Origin of the sequence: Streptomyces sp. CB02980, from assembly GCF_014451325.2 — a bacterium.
Classification (GTDB): Bacteria; Actinomycetota; Actinomycetes; order Streptomycetales; family Streptomycetaceae; genus Streptomyces.
In genome coordinates, this window is record NZ_JACSCH020000016.1 from 61,861 (window position 1) to 82,742 (window position 20,882).

The following is a 20,882-nucleotide window of genomic DNA, read 5'->3' on the forward strand; positions in this document are numbered from 1 at the left end:
CCGGACGGGGCCGGTGGGCGACGGGACGGTGAACGGACCGACAAGCTTGGACCAGACCCGTTACCTTCTCGTGATTCACGCGGAGGAGGGTTGTGATGGTTTTCGCCGTTTGCCCCGCCGATCGGCCCCTCGATCAGCCCTGCTGTCCCAGGTGGGCGGTGAAGCTGAAGCGGTCACCCCGGTAGAGGGTGCGGACCCGCTCCAGGGGCCGCCCGGCGGTGTCCCGGGAGATGCGGTGGAGCAGCAGCATCGGCAGCGCCGGCGGGGTGCCGATGAGGAGGGCCTCGCGGGGGGTCGCGAGCACCGTCTCGATGCGCTCGTCGGCGTCGCCGAAGGAGATGCCGAGGCGGTCGTGGAGGTAGGAGTAGAAGGAGGAGTCCGGGTCGAACTCGGTGTCCAGGTGCGGGGCGCGGGCCTCGGAGACGTACGTGCTCTCCAGGCCGACGCGCTCGTCGTCGGCGAGGAGCACGCGCTCCATGTGCCAGACCGGCTCGCCTCGTTCGGTGCCGACCTCGGGGGCGAGCGCCTCCGGGCAGGGGAACCGGTCGAGCGAGATGAGGCTGCGGCCGGGGCGGAGGCCCTGCCGGCGGACGCCCTCCGTGTAGCTCGCGAGCGAGAGGGGCTGTTCGAGCTTGGGGCCCGCGACGACCGTGCCCCTGCCCTGGCGCCGCAGCCGCCCCTCCAGGAGGAGTTCGCGCAGCGCCTGCCGGACGGTCTCGCGGGACACCTCGTACCGGACGGCGAGGTCGCGCTCGGTGGGCAGCAGCCCGCCCTCCCCCAACTCGTCGACCATCAGGGCGAGTCTGGCCTTGACGGCGTAGTACTTGGGCACGCGGCCGTGCTCCGGGATGCCGGAGTTCACGGGGGCGCCCGGGGTGCCGGGGGTGTTCTGGGAGTTCACCGGGGGATGGTCGCAGACGGGGATGAACGGGAAGGTGTACGCAGCATGACTCACCGGTGCCGGGGGCGGCGGGCGGCACGGAAGAGGACGGCGCCGAGGAGGACGAGGGCGGCCGCGAGGGGTGCCAGGAGCTTGACGCGCTCCTCCGACTCCCTTCCTGTACTGGCGAGTTCGCGGTCCGGGCCGGCGAGCACGAGGTCTCCCGGGTCCTCGGTGGTGGAGCCCGGCGGGCGGGGCGTGGTCCCGGGGGGTCGCGAGGGGGCGGACGGGTCGGGCGTGCCTGATGTGTCAGGTACGGGCTCGTCTGCTCCGGTGGAGCGGTCCGGGTCGGCGGGCCTCACGGTCAGGCGGTAGTCGCCGGACTCGCCGACCCAGTCGCCGTCGACGCCCCGGCGCTGGACGACCGCGGCGTTCACGACGACCTCGTCGGGGGCGGCCTCCGCGCGGAAGCCGAGCCGTACGGGGATGGTGAGGGTCCCGCCCGCGGGCACCATGAAGCCGTCGAAGCCCTCGGGACCCTCCGAGCCGTCGGAGCCCGCGGAGCCCTCGGGCCCGGTGAACACGCCGATGTTCTCGGCCTGCTCGGTCGCCTCGAAGGTCACGGGCCGCCAGCGCGCGGCCCCGGCGTCGTAGAACTCGAACCGGATCTGCGCGGGCCGCAGCACCCGTCGCTCGTCGGTGAGGACGAGCACGGGGTGGATGCCCGAGCAGGTGGCGTCGGTGGTGTTGGTGAGATCGAGCTTCCACTCCTGGAGACGGCCACCCGCGGGGTAGTCCACCGGGCCGCCGTGGATCCGGGTGTCGAGGGGGAAGGCGGAGCCGGAGGGGGTGCCGCAGGTGGGGGCGGGGGGATCGGGGGCGGGGATGTCGGGGGCGGCCTGCGCCGGGGCGGGGGCCGTCGTGGGGGGCACCGAGGGGGTCGGTGCGGTCAGGGCGGGGGACGCCAGGGCCAGGTGGGCCGTCGCGGTGGCCGCCAGCGCGGCCGCCGTGGTCAGGGCGCGGGCGCTGCGCGATCGCAGGGGGTCGGATGCCATGGGGCCGGGCCTTACTGCTCGCGGACGTACGGGGCGGCCGCGACGCTGCCATGCCGCGAGGGAGGGGCCGGGCAGCGACACCGCGTCCGCCCCCGTACGGCCCGGCCGATCCGCCCGATCGGCCTACTGTCGTACGTACCTCTTTACCTCTCTGCCTACTTCCCGAAGATCGGGGCGAGGATCAGCCACGCGGCCCCTTCCGCGACCGCGTCCCGCTCCCCCGCCACGCGCACCGGGGCCGTCAGGCCGAGCCCGGCAAGGACCTCCCGCACCCCGCCCGCGAACACTTCCGGCGCGGCGAGGACCAACCGGCCGCCGAGCAGGACCTGGTCGATGTCGAGGAGCCGTACGACGTTGGCCGCGCCCGCGCCGAGGATGCGCGCGGCCCCGGCGGCGTCGCCGCGCGCGACCGCCGCGAGACACAGGACCTCCAGGCAGCCGCGCCCGCCGCAGCCGCACGGGGGCCCGTCGAGCTGGACGGTCTGATGGCCGAGTTCGCCGGCGCCCGTCCTGTCGCCCCGGAGCGGCGCCCCGCCGAGGACGAGGCCGGCGCCGAGCCCCGTACCGAGGTGGACGTACGCGAAGGAGCCGGGTGCGGCGGGGCGGACGGCGAGGCCGAGGGCGGCGGCGTTGGTGTCCTTGTCGAGGACGACGGGCAGGCCGAGGCGCCGGGCCAGCTCCTCGCGGACGGGGTGGCCGTCCCACTCGGGGAAACCGGTCACGCGGCCCGGGACTCCCGCGCGATGGTCGAGCGGCCCGGGCATGGCGACCCCGACGCCGTGGACGGGGGCGGGTTCGGTGGCGGGGGCGGGAGCGGGTTCGATGGCGGGGGCGGGAGCGGGTTCGGTGGCGGGAGCGGGGTTGATGGCGGGTCCGGTGGCGGGAGCGGGTCCGGTGGCGGGTCCCAGTTCGGGTTCGGTGGCGCGGGCGGGGAGGCCGGTCAACAGCCCCCGTACCTCCTCCGCCACCGCGTCCAGGACCGGTCCCGCGCCCGCCCCCAGGTCCAGGGCGCGCGTGCGCCGGGCGACGACCGCGCCCGCGAGGTCGGTGAGGAGCGTGGTCAGCTCGTCGCGGTCGAGGTGGACGCCGACGGCGTACCCCGCGGTGGGGACGAGCCGCAGGACCGTACGGGGTTTGCCGCCGGTCGAGGCGCGGTGGCCGGCCTCCGTGGCCAGGCCCTCGGAGCGGAGCCGTGCGGTGATCTTGCTGACGGCCTGCGGGGTGAGCCCGGTCCGCTCGGCCAGCTCGAGGCGGCTGATGCCGGTCTCGCCCGCGGTGCGCAGCAGGTCGAGCACGAGCGCCGCGTTGGGGCTGCGCAGGGCCGGCACGTTCACTCCACCACTCCGATCAGGTCCGTCTCCACCTGCCCATTGTCGCTGTCGCTTGCACTTTGGCAACACCGTTGCTTAAGTGAGGGTCATGACTGGCACCCCCCGCACCCCCCTCCGCGTCGGCCTCGTCGGCTACGGCCTCGCGGGCTCCGTCTTCCACGCCCCGCTGATCGCCGCGTCCGAGGACCTCGTCCTCGCCGCCGTCACCACCGGCAACCCCGAGCGGGCCGCCGAGGCCCGCGCCGCCCACCCGGGCGTCCGGGTCGTGGCCACCCCCGAGGAGCTGTGGGCGGACGGCGCGGCGGACGAGCTCGACCTGATCGTCGTCGCCTCCCCCAACAAGACGCACGTCGCGATCGCCACGGCCGCCCTGGAGGCGGGCCTGCCGGTCGTCGTCGACAAGCCGCTGGCCGGAACCGCCGCCGAGGCCCGCGCCCTCGCGGCCCTCGCCGAGGAGCGGGGCCTGCTGCTCTCCGTCTTCCAGAACCGCCGCTGGGACAACGACTTCCTGACCCTCCGCCGGCTCATCGACGAGAAGGCGCTGGGCGAGGTCCAGCGCTTCGAGTCCCGCTTCGAGCGCTGGCGCCCGCTGCCCAAGGGCGGCTGGCGCGAGTCCGGCGCACCGTCGGAGATCGGCGGCCTGCTCTACGACCTGGGCAGCCACGTCGTCGACCAGGCCCTGGTCCTCTTCGGCCCGGTGGTCTCCGTGTACGCCGAGTCGGACGTCCGCCGGCCGGGCGCCGAGGCCGACGACGACACCTTCCTCGCCCTCACCCACGCGAACGGCGTCCGTTCGCACCTCTACGTGAGCGCCACCACCGCCCAGTCGGGCCCCCGATTCCGGGTGCTCGGGCAGCGCGCGGGCTTCGTGAAGTACGGCCTCGACCCGCAGGAGGCGGCCCTCCGCGAGGGGCTGCGCCCGGTGCCGGGCACGGTGTGGGGCGTGGAGCCGGAGGAGCTGTGGGGCCGGCTCGGCTCCGGCGAGTCGCCGCTGACCGGCGGCGGGACGCCGGTCGAGTCGCTGCCGGGCGACTACCCGGCGTACTACGCGGCCGTCGCCGCCGCCCTGCGCGGCACCGGCGAGAACCCGGTGCCGGCCCACGAGGCCGCGGCCGCGCTCGACGTCCTGGAGGCGGCGAAGCGGTCCGCCCGCGAGGGAATCACGGTGACGCTGTGAACGCCCAGGAGGTGAGCGAGCTGGAGGCCCAGGAGGCCCGGCTGGTCCTGCCCCGCTTCACGTACGAGGACGCCTGGACGCTCGGCGGCCTGCTCGTCGGCATGGCGCGCGAGCGCGGGGCGCCGGTGGCGATCGACATCCGGCGCGGGCCGCAGCAGCTCTTCCACTGCGCGCTGCCGGGGTCGAGCGCGGACAACGACGCCTGGATCGACCGCAAGCGACGGGTCGTCGAGCGGTACGGCGTGAGCTCGTTCCTGGTCGGCGCGCGGTTCCGCGCCAAGGGGACGACCTTCGAGGCGTCCTCGCGCCTCGACCCCGACCGGTACGCGGCACACGGCGGCGCGTTCCCGGTCGCGGTCGAGGGCGCGGGCGTGATCGGCTCGGTCACGGTCTCGGGGCTGCCGCAGGCCGAGGATCACGCCATGGTCGTCGAGGCACTGGAACACCTGCTCAGCTCGTACGCCTCCGCCGCCGGCTGACGAGGACGAGCGCGCCGCCGCCCAGGGCGAGACCGACGGCGGTGGCGCCCATGACGGTCTTCCCGGTGCCGGCGCCGGTCTCGGAGAGTTCGCCGTCGGGGCCGTGATGGCCGCCGCCGGAGTCTCCGTACCCGCCGGAGTCTCCGTATCCGCCGTTGCCCCCGTTGTCGCCGTAGCCGCCGTCACTGCCGCCGTTCGCCGACCCGCCGGTCGTGGGATGGGTGTGGGTGTGCGTGGGCGTGGGCGTCGGGTCGGTCGGGGTGGGAGTCGGGTCCGTGGGAGTCGGGGTCGGGTCGGTCGGCGTCGGCGTCGGGTCCGTCGGCGTGGGAGTCGGGTCCGTGGGAGTCGGCGTCGGGTCCGTCGGCGTGGGCGTGGGCGTGCCGCCCCCGCAGGACGGCAGGTCGCCGTTGAACGGATAGGCGTGGATCTCCTGGCCACCGCCGCCGGTCCGCTCCGAGGCGTGCGTCAGGTTTCCGGTGGTGAAGAAGCGGCCGTTCATGCCCGGCATCGTGATCGTCGTCGTGCTGGCCTGGTTGCCGATCAGCACACTGCCCGCGAACTGGGCCGTGCCCTCGAACGTGACGGTGGTGGCGTCGGGGACGTTCCAGAGCACCCGCTCGCGCAGCCCGTCCGGCAGCTGGTTGATGTACGAGTCGACGGTGCGGTCGGCGCCCAGGAGGTTGACGAGGACGGTCGCGCCGGCCGGGATCCCGGCGAAGCGGATGCCCTGCTGGCGGCCGTTCGTGGACTCCAGGTCGAAGTCGACGTTGAAGACCTGGAGCTTCGACGTGCGGTCACCCGTGAAGAGGGTCTCGGTGCCGTTGTTGACGGCGGTGCCGGTGGCGGTGCGGGAGGCGCCGTTCACGTACGCGTAGCAGTGGCTGGCGTCGGTGAGCTGATCGCGGAGCGCGGTGTACGGGACGGCGGCGCCGGCGGTGTGCACCGCGGGCGGGGCGACCGTGCCGGAGAGCGTGCCCCCGTACCGTACGACGCCGCTGACCGGGCCCTCCTCGGCGAGCAGGCGCTGACCGGTGGCGACCGTCAGGTCCTTGCCGACGGTGAGGAAGTCGGTGCCGTTGTCCGGCGGGACGCGCGAGCCGACGCCCGCGACGCCGACGTTGTAGACGCTGGAGACACCGGCGCGCTTCCTCATGTCGAAGCCGCCCAGGACGACGACCTTGCCCTCGGCCTCGGCTGCGGCCTCGCGGACGAGCATGTCGCCGCCGACGTAGACGTTGATGTTGTTGTCGCGGTACTTGACCGTGCCGCTGCCGATGTCGGGGTACGTGCCGGTCGGACAGGTGCCCGGCAGGCAGGGGCCGAGCCCGCCCGGCAGCGGGTCGGCCCAGCCGTTGACGGCGAGCGCGCCGACGAGGGCGGTGGCCGCGACGGTGGAGGCGGCGATGACGGCGAGTCGGCGCCGGTCACGCCGGCGCTGGTACGTGGTGGGTGCCGGCGAGTCGGGGGAGCCCGCTGCTTCCGGGGATGCCAGGTGTTCCATATCCGGCAATATGCAAAAAAGGTGATGAAAACGGCGACGCCCCACGCGGGGCGCCGCCGTTTTCCCCGGAGGAAGGATGCAATCGGGGGTCAGGCGCTCTTGAGTTCCTGCCGCTGTCGGCCCAGTCCGTCGACCTCCAGCTCGACGACGTCACCGGGGCGCAGGTACGGCTTCGGCTCCGGCTGCCCCATGGCGACACCGGCGGGGGTGCCGGTGTTGATGATGTCGCCCGGGTAGAGGGTCATGAACCGGCTGACGTACCGGACGACCTCGGCGACGGGGAAGATCTGGTCCGAGGTGTGGCCGTCCTGCTTGAGCTCGCCGTTGACCCAGAGACGCAGGCCGAGCGCCTGCGGGTCGGGTACCTCGTCGGCGGTGACGAGCCAGGGACCGAGCGGGTTGAACGTCTCGCAGTTCTTGCCCTTGTCCCAGGTGCCGCCGCGCTCGATCTGGAACTCGCGCTCGGAGACGTCGTGGGCGACGGCGTACCCGGCGACGTGCGCGAGGGCCTCCTCGTCGGTCTCCAGGTAGCGGGCGGTGCGGCCGATGACGATCGCGAGCTCCACCTCCCAGTCGGTCTTCACCGAGCCGCGCGGTACGAGCACGGTGTCGTCCGGGCCGACGACGGTGTCGGCGGCCTTGAGGAAGACGACGGGCTCGGCGGGGGTGGCCTGACCGGTCTCGGCGGCGTGGCCGTGGTAGTTCAGCCCGATGCACACGACCTTGCCGATCCGGCCGACGGGCGGGCCGACGCGCAGCCCGGTGGCGTCGAGCGCGGGCAGCACACCGGCACCGGCGGCGGCCCGTATCCGGTCGAGGGCGGAGGCGTCGGCGAGCAGACTGCCGTCGATGTCGTCGACCAGCGCGGACAGGTCGCGAAGTGTCCCGTCCTGGTCGAGCAGGGCGGGACGCTCGGCTCCCGGCGGGCCGACACGCAGCAGCTTCATGGACTTCTCCCTGTGGTCGAGGCGGGCCCGGGAAAGGGCCCTGAGGTACCCCGGCCGATGGAGTGCGGCCATCGGAGGATTGGTCGATCCTCCAAGAGAACGGGTCACTCTGCAAGACCCCGTTCAGCCACTGGACCCTTACGCGCGAGTAGCAAGCGGCGCGCGCCCCTTCTTCTCGCTCCTCCTCGCGCCCTTCTTCCGGCCCTTCGGCGCGCTTTCCTGCTCGCCCTCCTTATCGCTTTCCTTCTCGCTTTCCTTCTCGCCCTGCTCGGGGCGCTCCCGGAAGAGAAGGGTGCGTTCGACGGCGGTCCAGGTGGTGCTGGTGACGACGTAGAGGGCGGCGGCGAGGGGGACCACGGCGACCGTGATCAGGGTGGCGAAGGAGAGCAGCGGCATCACCTTGGCGATGGCGCCCGCGCCCGGCGTGGGCTGGCCCAGGTCCAGGGGCTGGGCGGCGAGCTGCGCCTTCGTACGGCGGTACGTGTACGTGGCCACGGCGGCGACGAGCGCGAAGAGGACCAGATAGACCCGGCCGGCCGGGCCGAAGGGGCCGCCGTGGGAGAGGGCGTCGGCCCAGTGGTCGCCGAGCGGGGCGGCGAGCAGGGTGTGCCCGGCCATCCGGTCGCCGGCGAACAGGTGGTACATCAGCAGGAACGCGGGCGCCTGGAGCAGGCTGGGCAGGATCCCGGCGAACGGCGAGACCTTCTCCCGCGCGTGCAGCTCGGTCACCGCCTTCCGCAGCCGCTCGGGGTTCTTGGCGTGCTTCTTGCGGAGCGCGGCGAGCTCCGGCGCGATCCGGGTGCGCGCCTTCTGCCCTCGGGCGGAGGCCCGGGACAGCGGGTGGACCGCGAGCCGCACGAGCATCGTGAAGAGGACGATCGCGGCGGCCGTGGCGGTGGTGGCGAAGAGCGGTTCGAGCAGGGAGGCCAGCCGCTCGACCAGGGAGCCGAAGGCGGAGAGGATGACGGACATGGGGGAGCCCTCCGTGGGGTCTCGTCGTGCCGGGGAGATGTCGGTCTCGGCATGACGGATCCGCGAGGGGATGCCCGGTGAGGTGTCCGGGGTGATGTGGTGCGGGGGCTCCCTACGCGGCCGTCAGGAGGGGACGGCCGGGAGCGCGGGGTCTGCGACGCCCCGCGGCGTCGGGATCGCGCTGGGGCAGGAAGGCGGTGCGCCGCTCGCGGTCGCGGATGGCGGTGCGCACGGCGGTGGGCGGCACGGCCGGGGCCGTACGGGCTCCGATCAGGGCGCAGACGACGGTGGTCGCGGCGAGCGCGACGGCGGCGGAGACGCCGCCACCGTCGGAGAGCAGCAGATCGGCGAGGGCGAGGAGGAAGAACAGCGGCGCGAGCACGCGCAGGACAAGACTCCTGGTCGTCATTCCGCCCCCCTCTCTCGCGTGAGCACGCCGTTTCACCCGCGTACACGCGGTTTCTCACCGAGAGGACGTACGGAACGCCCCAGGAGTTCCCGCACTCACGGCGGGTTCAGAGATTCGCGTGGTCCAGGGCGACGAGGAGCCGGCGGGGCGCGAGCAGGGCACGGCTGACCGGGTCCGCGGGGTCCCGGTCGAGCCCGGCACCGGGCCGCATCTCGACGTCGCCGGGCGGTACGGGGACGCGGCAGGCCGGGCACTCGCCGTACGGCCCGAGTTCGGTACCGCAGTCGGCGTGGTGGAAGTGGCGCACCGCCACGGCTCCGGGAACCTCGGCCCGCCCCCAGGCGCCGAGCGAGCGCAGGACGGGCCAGAGGGCGAGACCGCGGTCGGTGAGCACGTACTCGTCGCGCGGGGGCGACTCCTGGTAGCGCCGCCGGTCGAGGACTCCCGCCTCCACGAGGGCCTGGAGGCGGGCGGCGAGGACGGCGCGGGGCGCGCCGAGGTGCACGAGGAAGTCGTTATAGCGGCGGACGCCGTAGAAGGCGTCGCGCACGACGAGCAGGGTCCAGCGCTCCCCGATGACTTCGAGGGCGCGGGCGATGGAGCACTGCTGGTGGGCGTAGTCCTTGCCGAGAGCCATGGAATTCATCGTACCCAATCCAGGTTCAATGAATGAACCTTCCTGGTACCTTGGCCGTCTCGCACAGAGTTCGTTCACCGAACCGACGGGTGGAAAGGTCCCCGCCATGTCCCAGCCCGCGTCCACCGCCCACACCCCCGCCCCGCCCCGGGGCATCCGCAGCCACACCCGCCCCGGGGCCACGCTCGGCGTCACCGCCGCGGCCACCGCCGTCGCGCTGATGAACTACACGGCCCCGATGCTCACCCTCCCCGACATGGCCGCCGCGTTCGGGACCCCGGCCTCCGCCCGGGCCTGGCTGCTCAACGGCACCCCGCTCGGCCTCGCCGTCCTCCTCCTGGTGGCCGGCAGCCTCGCCGACGCGCACGGCCGCCGCCGGGTCTTCCTCCTCGGCACCCTCGCCCTCGGCCTCACCACCGCCCTCGGCGCCTTCGCGGGCTCCACGGCCACCTTCACCGCGGCCCGGATCGCCCAGGGCGCGGCGAGCGCGGCGGTCCTCGCGGGCAGCCTCGGCCTGCTGGCCCAGGCGTACCCGGCCGGCCGGGACCGGATCAGGGCGACCGGGATCTGGGGCGCGTCCGTCAGCGCCGGCATCGCGCTGGGCCCGCTCCTCGCGGGCGCGCTGAGCCTGGTGGACTGGCGGCTCGCGTACGAGGTCCTGGGCGCGGCGACGCTGGTGATCGCGGGGGCGGGGGCGCGACTGCTGCCGGCCGACGGGGCGGCAGGGAGATCCGGCGGTTCAGGCGCCCGCCCCGACATCGCGGGCGCGACGGCCCTCGGCCTGGCCCTGGCGGCCCTGCTCACCGCACTCACCCTCGGCCGGGACGGCTGGCTGCGCCCCCAGGTGGGCCTCCTGCTGCTCGCCTCCCTCGCCCTGACGGCGCTGTTCGTGCTGGCCGAGCACCGGAGCCGTACGCCCATGGTGGATCTGGCGCTGCTGCGGCGGCCGGCGTTCCTGGCGTCGACGCTGGGGGCGCTGTTCACGGGCCTGGCGGTGATCGGCCTGTTCAGCGTGGTGCCGGCGCTGCTCCAGGGCGGCGGTGCCGGGGACGGGGCAGGTGCCGGGATGTCCCCGCTGGGCGCGGCGTGGCTGTTCGTGCTCTGGTCGGGCACGGCGTTCGTCGTGGCCCTGCAAGCCCGTCGACTCGCGGGCCGCCTCTCCGCCCCGTACCAACTGGCCCTGGGTTTCGTCCTGTCGGCGGCGGGGGTCCTGGCCCTGCTCGGCGGCCTGGAGGGCCCGGCCGGCTCCTGGCCCCGCCTCCTCCCGGGCCTCCTGGTGGCGGGCGCGGGCAGCGGCCTCCTGAACGCCGCCCTGCCGCGCCTCGCGGTCGACTCCGTACCGCCGGAGCGCGCGGCGATGGGCTCGGGCGCCAACAACACCGCCCGCTACATCGGCTCCTCGGCGGGCGTGGCCCTGATGCTGGCGCTGGCGACGGCGGGCCCGGACACGGCGGTCCTGGTGGCGGCGGCACTGGCCCTGGCGGGCGCGGGGCTCACGCTGACGCTCGGACGACGGCAGCGTCGGTGAACTCCTCGCGGGCGAGCACCTCCTCGTCGGCGCGCTGGTCACCGCGCTCGGGCGGCCCGTACAGACTGACGACCACGCTCACGAGGAGATTGACGACAAGGGCGAGCAGCCCGGCGTTGACGCCCCACAGCGGATCGTTCCCGGAGAAGACGAGCGCGCAGACGATCACCACCCCGACCACGAGCCCGCACACCCCGCCCACCACGGTCATCCGGCGCCACACGAGCCCCAGCAGCAGCAGGGGCAGGAGCTGGGCCATCCCCTCGTACGAGATGAGGGAGAGGCGTACGAGGGTGTTGGGCGCGGTGTACGTCATGAGGAGCGCGAGTGCCCCGGCGACGACCACGACGAACTGGGACAGCCCCTTCTCACGAGCCCGCAGCCGGGGCACGAGACTGAGCACGCTCCGCCCCCACATGGTGCCGATGACCAGCATGAACACCGCCATCGGCACGATCGAGGAGAGCGCGGCGGCGACACCGACGATCCCGACGGCCCAGGCGGGCAGCGCGTCCGTGACCAGCTTGAACAGCGCGAGGTTCGACTCGGCGCCGACGAGCCCGGGAACGACGAAGAGGGCTGCGGTGCCGAGGAGCATGGGGACGAAGAGCAGGACGTTGTACGCGGGCAGCCAGACGGCGTTGCGACGGAGGGTGTCGGCGTCCCGGGCGCCGAGGTATCCGGCGACGGTGGTCGGGAAGATGACGACGGTGAGGGAGTTGAGCACGGTGGTGGAGGCGAACCAGCCGACCCCGTACCCGCTCTCCTCGCCGCCGTGCCCGGGAAGCCTCAGCCATTCGCTCTTCTCGTCGACGAGCCGCCCGAAGAACTCCCCGAACCCACCGAAGTAGTGCAGGGGCACGTACACGAACAGGAACCCCAAGGTGAGCACGACGAGGGCGTCCTTGAGCACGGAGACCCAGGCACTCCCCCGCAGCCCGCTGACCACCACGAACCCGGTGGTCACGGCGAAGGCGAGGAAGTAGGCGAGGTCGAGACCGATGGTCCCGTACGAGATCGTGGAGACGACCACGCCCATGCCGGTGATCTGAAGCTGGATGTACGGCAGCAGGAACACGGTCGCGAGGACGGCGACGGCCGCACCGAGCCAGGGCCGGCGGTACCGGTGGGCGGCCATGTCGCTGAGGGCGACGAGCCCGTGCTTGCGGGCGTACCCCCAGAGCATGGGCCCGACGACGTAACCGACGGCGTAGCCGCAGGACATGTACGCGACGACGTAGAGCACGGGGGCGCCGTAGTTGTAGCCCCACCCGGCGGCGCCGAGATAGCTGAAGCTGGTGTACCCCTCCCCCGCCATGAGCACCCAGATGAAGACCGGCCCGAGCGAACGCCCGCCGACGGACCAGGCGTCGAGCCCACCGGTCTGATGCCGGCGCACGGCAAGCAGCCCGAGAACAACGGTGAGCACCATGAAGGACGCGAAGACGGATACGGCGACGGCGGCGGAACTCACGACCGGTCCCCCCGCCGGGCGAGGGCGACGGCGACGGGGGTGACGAGCGTCGCCCCCAACAGCCAGAGAACGAACAACGGCACCCGGTTCACGAACGGCAGCGCGACGACGAACAGAAGGTACGGGAGGAGGAGCCACAGCAGATGGGGCCGACGTCTGATCACCCGGTCGACCCTAACGAGCCCGACTACGGGACGAGCTTCGCCCAGACGACGAGCCGGTAGGCACTGCTGAACTCGGGGGTGCAGGTGGTGAGGGTGAGATAGGCGCCCGGGGCGTCGTACCCGTACGAGGGCTTGACGATCGACCGGGGCACGGCCCGCACGACCCCCACGTCCCGGGGAGCGGTGCGGGGCAGGATCTGATCGACGCGATAGGTGTACGTGGCCCCCCGGGTCCGCACGGAGATGACGTCCCCCTCGGCGAGCCGGTCGAGGTACCGGAAGGGCTCGCCGTGGGTGTTGCGATGCCCGGCGAGAGCGAAGTTCCCGGTACGGCCGGGGGCGGCGGCGCCGGGGTAGTGCCCGACGTACCCCTTGTCGAGGACGGACCGCTTGGAGACACCGTGGGCGACGGGGACGGTGAGGCCGAGGCGGGGGATACGGAGGACGGCGAAGGCGGAGGAGGGGGTCACGTCGCGCCCGCCCGGGACGGGACCGGCGGTGGGGCGACGGGCGGGGTCGCCGGATTCAACGGGGGGAGCGCCGGCACTGGAGGAATCGGAGGTACTGGAAGGACCACCGGCACTGGTGGGGCTGGTGGTGCTGGTCGTGCTGGCGGGGGGAGAGATGTCCCACTCCCGCTCAAGAACCCGCACCTGCTGAAGGGCCTCGGCGCGGGCCTGCTGGTTGGTCCACCAGAGCTGATGCACCACGAGAAGCAGAACGACAACGCCACAGGTGACGACGGTCTCGGCGCACACCCACAGCACGCGCGCACCGGTACGGCGCCGCCCTCGCGACTGGACGACGACCGGCACCCGCTGCCCCACCCTGGCCCGCACGCGGGGCACGATAAGCGTTGAGGCGCCAACTCTCCAGGCCCGTACAGCAGTACGGTGGAGAGCATGCGCCCCGACACGCCTGCCGCCCACACCACCGAAGCCGAGCGCCTGCTGCGCACGGCAGCGCAGTACCCGGGAGACCGGGAACCCCTGCACCTCCAGGCCGCGGCACACCTGGAACTGGCGGGCGACCGCCAGGCAGCGACGGCCCTGTACGACACGCTGCTCTCCTCCTCCCCCGCGAACCCGCTCCTGATCAGGTCGCTGAAGGCGGCGAACCTGTGGGAGTACGGCCACGAGGCGGAGGCCCGGGCGATCATCGAAGGCATCCGGAGCGCACGGCCCACGGACGCGGCACCGTGGGAGATCGCGGCGGAGACGCTGGAGGCGCACGACGAACTGGAGGCGGCGGAGAAGACGCTGACGGAAGCGGCGGCGCTGCTGGTCACGTCCGTGGAACTCCCCCACGCGACACAGTCGCTCCTCACGACCCGCCACCGCATCCGCCGGATGCTGGCGCTGGGGCACGACGACTGGGACGACCAGGCGGACCGCCTGCACACGGCGGCCGTCCCGCTGGACGAACTGCACGACCCGAAGCGCCTGTGGTCACTGGGCTCGGAGGACCCGGCGGAACTGCAAGCAGAGATCAACCGCCTCCGCTCGGAACTGGGCACCTACCGCACGGCCCTCTCCCGCCCGTTCCCGGTGGCGGTCCTGCACTGGCCGGAACCGGAACTGGACGAGCTGCTTGCGGCGTACCCGGAACTGGAAGCGGAGTACCCCACGTACAGAGCCCACCTGACGGACATCGAGGCCTCCCTCCGAGAACTCGCCCAGGCGGGCACCCCGAACCTGGGCATCGTCCGAGCCACGGTCCCCTCGTACGAAGCCTTCGCAGCCTCGGAATCCACCCACCCGTCGAACGCGGACCTGCTGCCGCAGTACGCAACGACCTTGGCGGCCCGGGGCAGGGCGACGGCTTGGCCGCCGGCACGGGGCGAGGGGTGCTGGTGCGGTTCGGAGCGGGCTTACGGGGAGTGCCACGGGGGCGCGGAGCAGGGGTGACGGCAGAAGGCCTCCGCACCAGGTACTGAATCGCGAATCCGCGACCGCCGTCTCTGTGACTCCTGATACCAATGAGGAGGTCGATCAGGGAGGGGAAGACGTTGGGTGAGCTGTCGAACTCCAGCGAGCCGATTTCGGGCCTTTACGAGCAGTTGATAACTCTCCGGCTTGAAGCGCAGCTCAAGGGGCTCACGGATCGCGGTTGGCATGCCATCGACGATGTCGTCGGCCCTGCATCCTCGCCTCGGGTCCTTGCCAAGCATGTGTCCGACACAGTGCGTCGGATCCTGGAGGGACTACCCGAGGCGGACCGCGTCCACGCCGCCAACCACATCCTCGACTCGATGAGCACCATCGACGGTGCCCGCGAGTGGATCGATCTCGTTGCCGACGGCCCCCGCCAGCTCCTTGCGATCGCGGAGCAGGAATCCCAGGGCGCGTACCGGATTCGCCCCGCCACCCCTCTGGCCGAGGCTGCCCTCATCACCAACGCGCCGGACGACCCCAGTCTCGGGTTCGAGCTGCGGGCCGAGCTCGCGACGGCTGACCGGGTCGATCTTCTCTGTGCCTTCGTGAAGTGGCACGGGCTGCGGGTCATCGAGCAATCACTTGAAGCAGCCCATGCGCGCGGTGTCCCGATACGGGTCATCACGACGACCTATATCGGGGCGACCGAACGGCAGGCACTCGATCGCCTCGTGCAGCGTTTCAACGCAGAGGTGAAGGTCAATTACGAGCTCCGCTCGACCCGGCTGCATGCCAAAGCCTGGCTCTTCCGGCGACACAGTGGCTACGACACCGCGTACGTCGGTAGCTCCAACCTGTCCAAGGCTGCCCTCCTCGATGGGCTGGAGTGGAACGTTCGCCTGTCTTCCGTCGCGACCCCGGACGTCATCCGCAAGTTCGAGGCCACCTTCGATGCCTACTGGAGCGACCCTTCCTTCGAGGCCTACGACCCGGACCGGGACGCCGCGCGGCTCAGTGAGGCGCTCCAGGTGGCAGGTCAAGGGAAGAGCACCGCATCGGATCAGCGGATCACGTTGTCCGGTCTGGAGGTACGGCCCTACCCGCACCAGCGGGACATGCTGGAACGCCTCCAAGTGGAGCGTGACATCCACGACCGGCACCGCAACCTTCTTGTGGCAGCAACCGGAACGGGCAAGACCGTCATGGCAGCGCTGGACTACAAGCGCCTTCGGCAGCAGTACGGTCAGGACCTGCGCTTGCTGTTCGTCGCCCACCGGCAGGAGATCCTTCGCCAGTCGCTCCGCACCTACCAAGACGTCCTGGTCGATGCCAACTTCGGCGAAGAGCTGCACAGTGGGCTCGTTCCTGACGCGTGGCGGCACGTCTTCGCGAGCGTGCAGTCGCTGAAGTCGCAGCGGCTGGAGCAGTTGTCCCCCGACCAGTTCGATGTCATCGTCATCGACGAGTTCCACCACGGAGTCTCTTCGACCTACCGAAAGATCATCGACCACTTCCGCCCCAAGGAATTCCTAGGGCTCACGGCGACCCCCGAGCGAATGGACGGTCGCAACGTTCAGGATGAGTTCTTCGATGGACGCATCGCTGCGGAGATGCGGCTCTGGGAAGCCTTGGAGAACGACCTCCTCAGCCCGTTCCACTACTTCGGTATCACCGACAACACCGATATGAGCGCGGTGGAGTGGAAGCGTGGCGCCTACGACGCCTCGGCGCTCAGCACACTCTTCACGGGAAACGACGCGAGGGCACGACTCGTCGTTCAGGCTGTCCGAGACAAGGTGACAGACCCTGGAGCGATGCGGGCCCTCGGCTTCTGTGTCTCCGTCGCCCATGCCACCTTCATGGCCGAGTTCTTCCGACGTGCTGGCCTCAAGGCCGTCGCGCTGTCGGGTGAGACTCCCCAAGAGGATCGCAGGAAAGCACTCTCTGACCTGCGCGCCGGCGACATCCAAGTGATCTTCTCCGTCGACCTCTTCAACGAGGGCTTGGACATCCCGGACGTCGACACCCTCCTTCTGCTCCGGCCGACCTCAAGCGCCACGGTCTTCCTCCAGCAGTTGGGCCGCGGGCTCCGCCGCACCCAGAACAAGGCGGTGCTCACCGTCCTGGACTTCATCGGACAGCACCGCAAGGAGTTCCGCTTCGAGGAGCAGTTCCGCGCCCTCACCAACCTGACGCGCAATCGCCTCCTCGCCAACATCGAGCTTGACTTCCCCCAGCTACCGTCCGGCTGCCAGATCATCCTTGAGTCGAAGGCCAAGGAACTGATCATCGACAACATCCGCAGCCAGATCAGCGTGAATGTCACGCAGCTGGCGCAGGAGGTCAGGCGGTACGGAGTGTCGGAGCTCTCGGCATACCTTCAGGAGAGCGGACGCGAACTGAAGGAGATCTACCGCGGCAACGGCAACTCATGGACAGGGCTGCTTCGTCGTTCGGGCCTGTTGCCGCAGGACCGCCCCCAAGGCGAAGAGGCACTCTTGAAGCGCGTCTCTGCCTTCCACCACGCCGACGACCCCGAGCGCATCGCGGCCTACTCTGAACTCCTTGCGGACGACGCTCCTCCGTACAGCACGCTGGGCGAGCGCCATCAGGCCTTCGCTCGTATGCTCTACTTCTCACTCTGGCCGCTCAGTGGCTTCACTGGCTACGAGGAAGGGCTGGAGTCGCTCCGTGCCCATCGCGCCGCCCGAAGTGAGCTCCGGCAAGTGCTGGCCCATGCACGGGAGCGGCTCGACCACCTCCCCATCAGCCTGGAACGACCCCTCGCCGACCTTCCGTTGACCGTCCACGCCTCGTACAGCCGGGAGGAAATCCTCCCGGCCCTTGGACAGGCCTTCGTGGACCGAGACGTTCCTGGTCACTTCCGTGAAGGCGTGAAGTGGTGCGAGGGCATCAGCACGGATGCCCTCTTCATCACCCTCGAAAAGGATGAGAAGGACTTCTCGCCCCAGACGCGCTACCACGACTACGCCTTGAGCGAGCTCCGCTTCCACTGGGAGTCCCAGAACCGGACCTCGGACACGTCGGCGACAGGCCGCCGCTATCAGAGCCACCAGAGCGACGGCTCTCATGTGCTCCTCTTCGTCCGCCGCTACAAGAAGACCGACATCGGCGGCCCCCAGCCGTGGCTTCTCCTCGGCCCGGCCGCATACGTGTCCCACAGGGGCAGCAAGCCCATGGGGATCACCTGGGAACTGCGCCACGAGATGCCCGCCGACGTGTGGACCTACTCCACGATCGCAACGGGCTGAGGCAGCACCCGCTACGGGGCCGGCCGGCCGTCTATCCGGTCGCCCCCGACACACTCTCGACAACCTGCGTGATTTCCTTGACCACGCCGGAGCCCGCCTCGATCGCCGTCTGCAGCTGTGTCGCGCCCGTGGCGAGGAGGGTAGATGCCGCAACGAACGCGATGAAGCCCCGCTTCCACTTACCGCCGGTCTGGGGATCCTGGCCACTGAGCACCGTGGACGCCTGAGCGATCGATCCGATGACCGTGGTGGCCTCGCGGGAGATTCGAGCGGTGCCGAAAAGAGGCGCATGGTCGATCAGCCACAGCAAATGCCGGATCTGCGCTGCGATCTCCTCACGCAAGGAGGGCGCGAGTTCTTCGTCCGGCGTCTGCTCGAGCAGTCCGAGCCAGGTGTCGCAACTCTCCTTGAGAGCTTCCAAGTTGGAGCCGGCCGGGGCCGAGCAGGTACCCCCCAGCGCACTCTCCAGGAGATCAGCCGCCGAGGCCAGATGGTCGAGGGTCTCCTGCGTCACCAGCACCCGGGCCGGCCGTCCCGGGTCCGCCCAGTTCAGGTCTGGTTGAACAACGGCTGTCCACCACTGTGGAAAGTAGCGCGAATAGCGATGCTGCTGAGCCTCGGGCAACGCGTGGACCTGTCGGATTGTTTCCGCAAGAAGGCCGGAAACCTCGGCGTGTCGACGAGCGAACTCCGATGAACCCCACTCCGCGCCGAGGGTTCCTGCCCACCCGCTCCGGAAGTCTTTGGCCCCCGACTCCCGCACCCGCGCAAGAATCTCGTGCAAACCATGGGCACTCGTCCTGGGAATCCGAGTCTCCATCCCCCACCCTCACAACGTGGACTGCAAGAAGAAACGAAGCTACCACCCCACGTCAGAGCAGACACCTCACTCTCACTCACGGCACTTCGGCGACAATCCACCATAAACTACGCACCTCTTGACGCAAACGGTGGCACTCACAATGTCGACACCCTCCGGCGAGATAGCCTCTGGCCAGACTCGGGGAGGAACGACATGGCCATCATCAAGAACGCAGCCCGCCAGACGCTCGGCCAGCTGATCGGCGCCAACAACCCACCGGTCGTGGTGCCGGACGACAGTCAGCGCCAATACGCTTGGGGGAAGCGCGAAGTAGACACGTACTGGGCAGACATTCAGAAGTTCATGCGGGCCCGAGCAACGGGTAGCCAGGCATCTTCCGAATATTTCATCGGCCCCATCGTCACCATTACCGACGACAAGATCACCACTCGGTCCCTCCTCGACGGTCAGCAGCGTCTCACCACATCGACCATCTTGATCGCCGCGATCCGGGACACCCTAGGAACCATGGCTTCGACCGAGGCGCGCGTCATGGCAAACAACATCCAACGCGACTACATAGCGCGCCGCGACGGCCGGCACTCAAACCCTCAGCACTTCCTCACCCTGTCCCTCTTCGACCGGGATTTCTTCAAGGACTACATTCAGAATTGGAATGAGGCCACCGGTAGGGCACCTTTGACGGAGCAGCCCTCTCGTCCCTCACACAAGCTCATCCAAGACTCCTACACCTCATTCAAGGGACACATCTCCAGCGCCCTGGAGTCCATCCACTCCGAGGAAGACCGCCTCGACTGGCTGGATGAACTGGCCGAGTGCCTCGTGAAGGGTCTTGTATTCGTCGAAGTCCAGACGCCCACATCCAGCGACGCCAACGAAGTATTCGAGACCATCAACTCGCGCGGCAAGGATCTCTCGACCGTCGACCTTGTCCGCAACTTCCTGATGGAGAAGAGCCGCAACGACGAAGAGAAGGAGCGGGTGAACAATGCATGGCGATCCCTCCTCGACGGATTCGAGCGGCGCGAAGACATAGAGAAGTTTCTGCGACACTTCTGGGTCGCTCGGCACGGCGATGTGCGCTCACACAGCCTGTACACGACCATCCGGAAGGACCTGACCAAGCGGTTCGATTCCGTGACCCCTCGCTATGAGGTGCGTACCTTCGCGGCAGAACTCCAGAACGCCTCGGGACGGTACATCGAGCTCATCGCGTCCGGTACCGGCGTAGAAACCATCGACAATCTGTTGGACGAGGTGAGAAGCCTCAGCGCCGACGCCGCCTACCCCCTGCTTCTCGCCATCTCCGAGCACACCCCGTACAGCGAGATGGTCAGGGTGACGCAGGCCCTCATCAGCTACTACGTCCGCTGGACGGTCGTAGGGCGGCGGGAGTCGACCCTGCTGGAGGAGAAGCTGTTCGACCTGGCCAAGCAAATCAGCTCCGGTCTCTCCACGGAAGCAGCCTTCGAGCAGATCAGCCACTGGACCCCTGACGACGCGACCTTCCAGTCCGACTTTGCTCAGGCCCCCATCCCCCGGAGCACTCAGGCCCGTTACCTGCTCACTGTCATCGAGCAGCACTTGAGGCGGGATGCAGACGTCGACGATGTGGTCGTGGCCGGCGCGACGTCTGTCCACGTCGAGCACATCTATCCCCAGACGCCAGAGCCCGAGTTCCGGCTCGACGAACACTCCGCATGGGTCAACCGGCTGGGCAACCAGACCCTGCTACACGGTCGCAAGAATCGGATCGCGTCCAACAAGGCGTACCCGGAGAAGGTCCATGCATATAGCTCTTCGTCGCTCCTCATCACTCAGGAGACGGGCATCGAGCGTCTCTGGGACTTTGACCGCGGTGGCTGGAACGCGCGCGGCATCGAGGAGCGTCAGACGGATCTCGCCAAGATCGCCGTCGACGTGTGGCCGGTAGGCGCCCGAAATGGCGGGGCTCTCTGACGCCGAACGAGGGAGGGCTCGTAGGCTCGTAGGACGACCCGTCGAACCGAAAGGCCCCGTCATGCCCCGCATTCCCTCCCCCCTCATCGCCGCTGCCGGGCTCGTCGGTGGTTATGCCGTTGCTCGGTGGACCAAGAAGCGGCCCCTCGGGGGTGTCGTGCTTGCGGGGGCCGGGGCCGTTGCCGCTCGGGAGTGGCAGCAGGTGGGTGGGGTCAAGGCCTCCGTGGGGCTGAGCAGTGCTTACGTCGCCGCGTTCGCCGGGTCCCATCCGCTCGCCAAGAAGATCGGCGCCTGGCCCGCGGTGTTCTCCGTCGCCGGGGGCATGGCCGCCGCCTCCTGGGCCGTCACCCGCGGGAAGTAGGGACCCCGGGCCCGCCGGCCCTTCGCCCCACGGCCCGCC

General features: G+C 70.5%; 19 protein-coding genes. 7 read left to right on the forward strand and 12 right to left on the reverse strand.

Translation table 11 applies throughout. The annotated features are described in order from the left end of the window. Positions 1–133: 133 nt before the first annotated feature. From E0F75_RS29040 to E0F75_RS29050, 3 genes are all read right to left on the reverse strand, one after another. A complete protein-coding gene (locus tag E0F75_RS29040) occupies positions 134–901 on the reverse strand; it encodes a GntR family transcriptional regulator (RefSeq protein ID WP_229313922.1) in 768 nt (255 codons plus the stop codon). A 50-nt stretch (positions 902–951) separates the two neighbouring features. Continuing rightward, positions 952–1,935, reverse strand: coding sequence for a hypothetical protein (locus tag E0F75_RS29045; protein ID WP_229313923.1), 984 nt, complete (start codon positions 1,933–1,935; stop codon positions 952–954). 155 nt (positions 1,936–2,090) lie between these two features. Next, positions 2,091–3,269, reverse strand: a complete 1,179-nt coding sequence (locus tag E0F75_RS29050; RefSeq protein WP_229313924.1) for an ROK family transcriptional regulator — start codon at positions 3,267–3,269, stop codon at positions 2,091–2,093. Positions 3,270–3,354: 85 nt separating this feature from the next. On the opposite strand from E0F75_RS29050, the gene E0F75_RS29055 reads away from it, so the two are divergent. Beyond that, a complete protein-coding gene (locus tag E0F75_RS29055) occupies positions 3,355–4,443 on the forward strand; it encodes a Gfo/Idh/MocA family oxidoreductase (RefSeq protein ID WP_229313925.1) in 1,089 nt (362 codons plus the stop codon). After that, complete coding sequence (locus tag E0F75_RS29060) at positions 4,440–4,922, forward strand: heme-degrading domain-containing protein (protein ID WP_229313926.1); 483 nt, start codon at positions 4,440–4,442, stop codon at positions 4,920–4,922. The genes E0F75_RS29055 and E0F75_RS29060 overlap by 4 nt, the downstream gene beginning before the upstream one ends. On the opposite strand, the gene E0F75_RS29065 is transcribed toward E0F75_RS29060, so the two are convergent. The 5 genes from E0F75_RS29065 to E0F75_RS29085 form a co-directional block, all read right to left on the reverse strand. After that, positions 4,894–6,423 carry a choice-of-anchor A family protein gene (locus E0F75_RS29065; RefSeq protein WP_229313927.1) on the reverse strand — a complete coding sequence of 510 codons (1,530 nt, stop codon included), beginning with the start codon at positions 6,421–6,423 and terminating at the stop codon, positions 4,894–4,896. The two genes, E0F75_RS29060 and E0F75_RS29065, sit on opposite strands and share 29 nt — an antisense overlap. A gap of 89 nt (positions 6,424–6,512) precedes the next feature. Next, positions 6,513–7,370 (reverse strand): fumarylacetoacetate hydrolase family protein, encoded by an 858-nt coding sequence (locus tag E0F75_RS29070; protein ID WP_229313928.1) that lies wholly within the window; start codon positions 7,368–7,370, stop codon positions 6,513–6,515. Between the two features lie 138 nt (positions 7,371–7,508). Next, positions 7,509–8,342, reverse strand: a complete 834-nt coding sequence (locus E0F75_RS29075; protein WP_229313929.1) for a YidC/Oxa1 family membrane protein insertase — start codon at positions 8,340–8,342, stop codon at positions 7,509–7,511. Positions 8,343–8,454: 112 nt separating this feature from the next. Next, entirely contained in the window at positions 8,455–8,751 is a 297-nt protein-coding gene (locus E0F75_RS29080; RefSeq protein WP_229313930.1) for a DUF6412 domain-containing protein, read from the reverse strand. Positions 8,752–8,857: 106 nt separating this feature from the next. Next, the gene (locus E0F75_RS29085) at positions 8,858–9,397 is read right to left on the reverse strand and encodes a helix-turn-helix domain-containing protein (RefSeq protein WP_229313931.1); all 540 of its coding nucleotides are present in this window, start codon (positions 9,395–9,397) and stop codon (positions 8,858–8,860) included. A 97-nt stretch (positions 9,398–9,494) separates the two neighbouring features. Here E0F75_RS29085 and E0F75_RS29090 point away from each other — a divergent pair, with 97 nt between their 5' ends. After that, positions 9,495–10,916 (forward strand): MFS transporter, encoded by a 1,422-nt coding sequence (locus E0F75_RS29090; RefSeq protein ID WP_229313932.1) that lies wholly within the window; start codon positions 9,495–9,497, stop codon positions 10,914–10,916. On the opposite strand, the gene E0F75_RS29095 is transcribed toward E0F75_RS29090, so the two are convergent. From E0F75_RS29095 to E0F75_RS29105, 3 genes are read right to left on the reverse strand one after another with little or no spacing between them, the layout of a single operon-like run. Beyond that, positions 10,882–12,348, reverse strand: coding sequence for a sodium:solute symporter (locus E0F75_RS29095; RefSeq protein WP_229314034.1), 1,467 nt, complete (start codon positions 12,346–12,348; stop codon positions 10,882–10,884). The genes E0F75_RS29090 and E0F75_RS29095 overlap by 35 nt on opposite strands. Positions 12,349–12,386: 38 nt before the next feature. Then, positions 12,387–12,554, reverse strand: coding sequence for a hypothetical protein (locus tag E0F75_RS29100; RefSeq protein WP_229313933.1), 168 nt, complete (start codon positions 12,552–12,554; stop codon positions 12,387–12,389). A 23-nt stretch (positions 12,555–12,577) separates the two neighbouring features. Next, positions 12,578–13,393 carry a class E sortase gene (locus E0F75_RS29105; protein WP_229313934.1) on the reverse strand — a complete coding sequence of 272 codons (816 nt, stop codon included), beginning with the start codon at positions 13,391–13,393 and terminating at the stop codon, positions 12,578–12,580. A gap of 63 nt (positions 13,394–13,456) precedes the next feature. Between E0F75_RS29105 and E0F75_RS29110 the strand changes: the two genes are divergently transcribed. Further along, entirely contained in the window at positions 13,457–14,461 is a 1,005-nt protein-coding gene (locus E0F75_RS29110; RefSeq protein ID WP_229313935.1) for an SEC-C domain-containing protein, read from the forward strand. Positions 14,462–14,532: 71 nt separating this feature from the next. Further along, positions 14,533–17,700: a DUF3427 domain-containing protein gene (locus tag E0F75_RS29115; RefSeq protein WP_229313936.1), complete on the forward strand. Its 3,168-nt coding sequence runs from the start codon at positions 14,533–14,535 to the stop codon at positions 17,698–17,700. A 31-nt stretch (positions 17,701–17,731) separates the two neighbouring features. On the opposite strand, the gene E0F75_RS29120 is transcribed toward E0F75_RS29115, so the two are convergent. Next, complete coding sequence (locus E0F75_RS29120; RefSeq protein ID WP_229313937.1) at positions 17,732–18,484, reverse strand: hypothetical protein; 753 nt, start codon at positions 18,482–18,484, stop codon at positions 17,732–17,734. 231 nt (positions 18,485–18,715) lie between these two features. Here E0F75_RS29120 and E0F75_RS29125 point away from each other — a divergent pair, with 231 nt between their 5' ends. Together E0F75_RS29125 and E0F75_RS29130 are read left to right on the forward strand one after the other, a co-directional pair. Further along, positions 18,716–20,482 (forward strand): DUF262 domain-containing protein, encoded by a 1,767-nt coding sequence (locus tag E0F75_RS29125; RefSeq protein ID WP_229313938.1) that lies wholly within the window; start codon positions 18,716–18,718, stop codon positions 20,480–20,482. Between the two features lie 61 nt (positions 20,483–20,543). Further along, positions 20,544–20,843 carry a hypothetical protein gene (locus E0F75_RS29130; RefSeq protein WP_229313939.1) on the forward strand — a complete coding sequence of 100 codons (300 nt, stop codon included), beginning with the start codon at positions 20,544–20,546 and terminating at the stop codon, positions 20,841–20,843. Positions 20,844–20,882 lie beyond the last annotated feature (39 nt).

Excerpts from the sequence above, each read along its gene's own strand:
- E0F75_RS29045 (WP_229313923.1), bottom strand. The coding sequence starts at position 1,935 with ATGGCATCCGACCCCCTGCGATCGCGCAGCGCCCGCGCCCTGACCACG.
- E0F75_RS29055 (WP_229313925.1), top strand. The coding sequence starts at position 3,355 with ATGACTGGCACCCCCCGCACCCCCCTCCGCGTCGGCCTCGTCGGCTAC.
- E0F75_RS29065 (WP_229313927.1), bottom strand. The coding sequence starts at position 6,423 with ATGGAACACCTGGCATCCCCGGAAGCAGCGGGCTCCCCCGACTCGCCG.
- E0F75_RS29070 (WP_229313928.1), bottom strand. The coding sequence starts at position 7,370 with ATGAAGCTGCTGCGTGTCGGCCCGCCGGGAGCCGAGCGTCCCGCCCTG.
- E0F75_RS29075 (WP_229313929.1), bottom strand. The coding sequence starts at position 8,342 with ATGTCCGTCATCCTCTCCGCCTTCGGCTCCCTGGTCGAGCGGCTGGCC.
- E0F75_RS29080 (WP_229313930.1), bottom strand. The coding sequence starts at position 8,751 with ATGACGACCAGGAGTCTTGTCCTGCGCGTGCTCGCGCCGCTGTTCTTC.
- E0F75_RS29085 (WP_229313931.1), bottom strand. The coding sequence starts at position 9,397 with ATGAATTCCATGGCTCTCGGCAAGGACTACGCCCACCAGCAGTGCTCC.
- E0F75_RS29090 (WP_229313932.1), top strand. The coding sequence starts at position 9,495 with ATGTCCCAGCCCGCGTCCACCGCCCACACCCCCGCCCCGCCCCGGGGC.
- E0F75_RS29095 (WP_229314034.1), bottom strand. The coding sequence starts at position 12,348 with ATGGTGCTCACCGTTGTTCTCGGGCTGCTTGCCGTGCGCCGGCATCAG.
- E0F75_RS29110 (WP_229313935.1), top strand. The coding sequence starts at position 13,457 with ATGCGCCCCGACACGCCTGCCGCCCACACCACCGAAGCCGAGCGCCTG.
- E0F75_RS29115 (WP_229313936.1), top strand. The coding sequence starts at position 14,533 with ATGAGGAGGTCGATCAGGGAGGGGAAGACGTTGGGTGAGCTGTCGAAC.
- E0F75_RS29125 (WP_229313938.1), top strand. The coding sequence starts at position 18,716 with ATGGCCATCATCAAGAACGCAGCCCGCCAGACGCTCGGCCAGCTGATC.
- E0F75_RS29130 (WP_229313939.1), top strand. The coding sequence starts at position 20,544 with ATGCCCCGCATTCCCTCCCCCCTCATCGCCGCTGCCGGGCTCGTCGGT.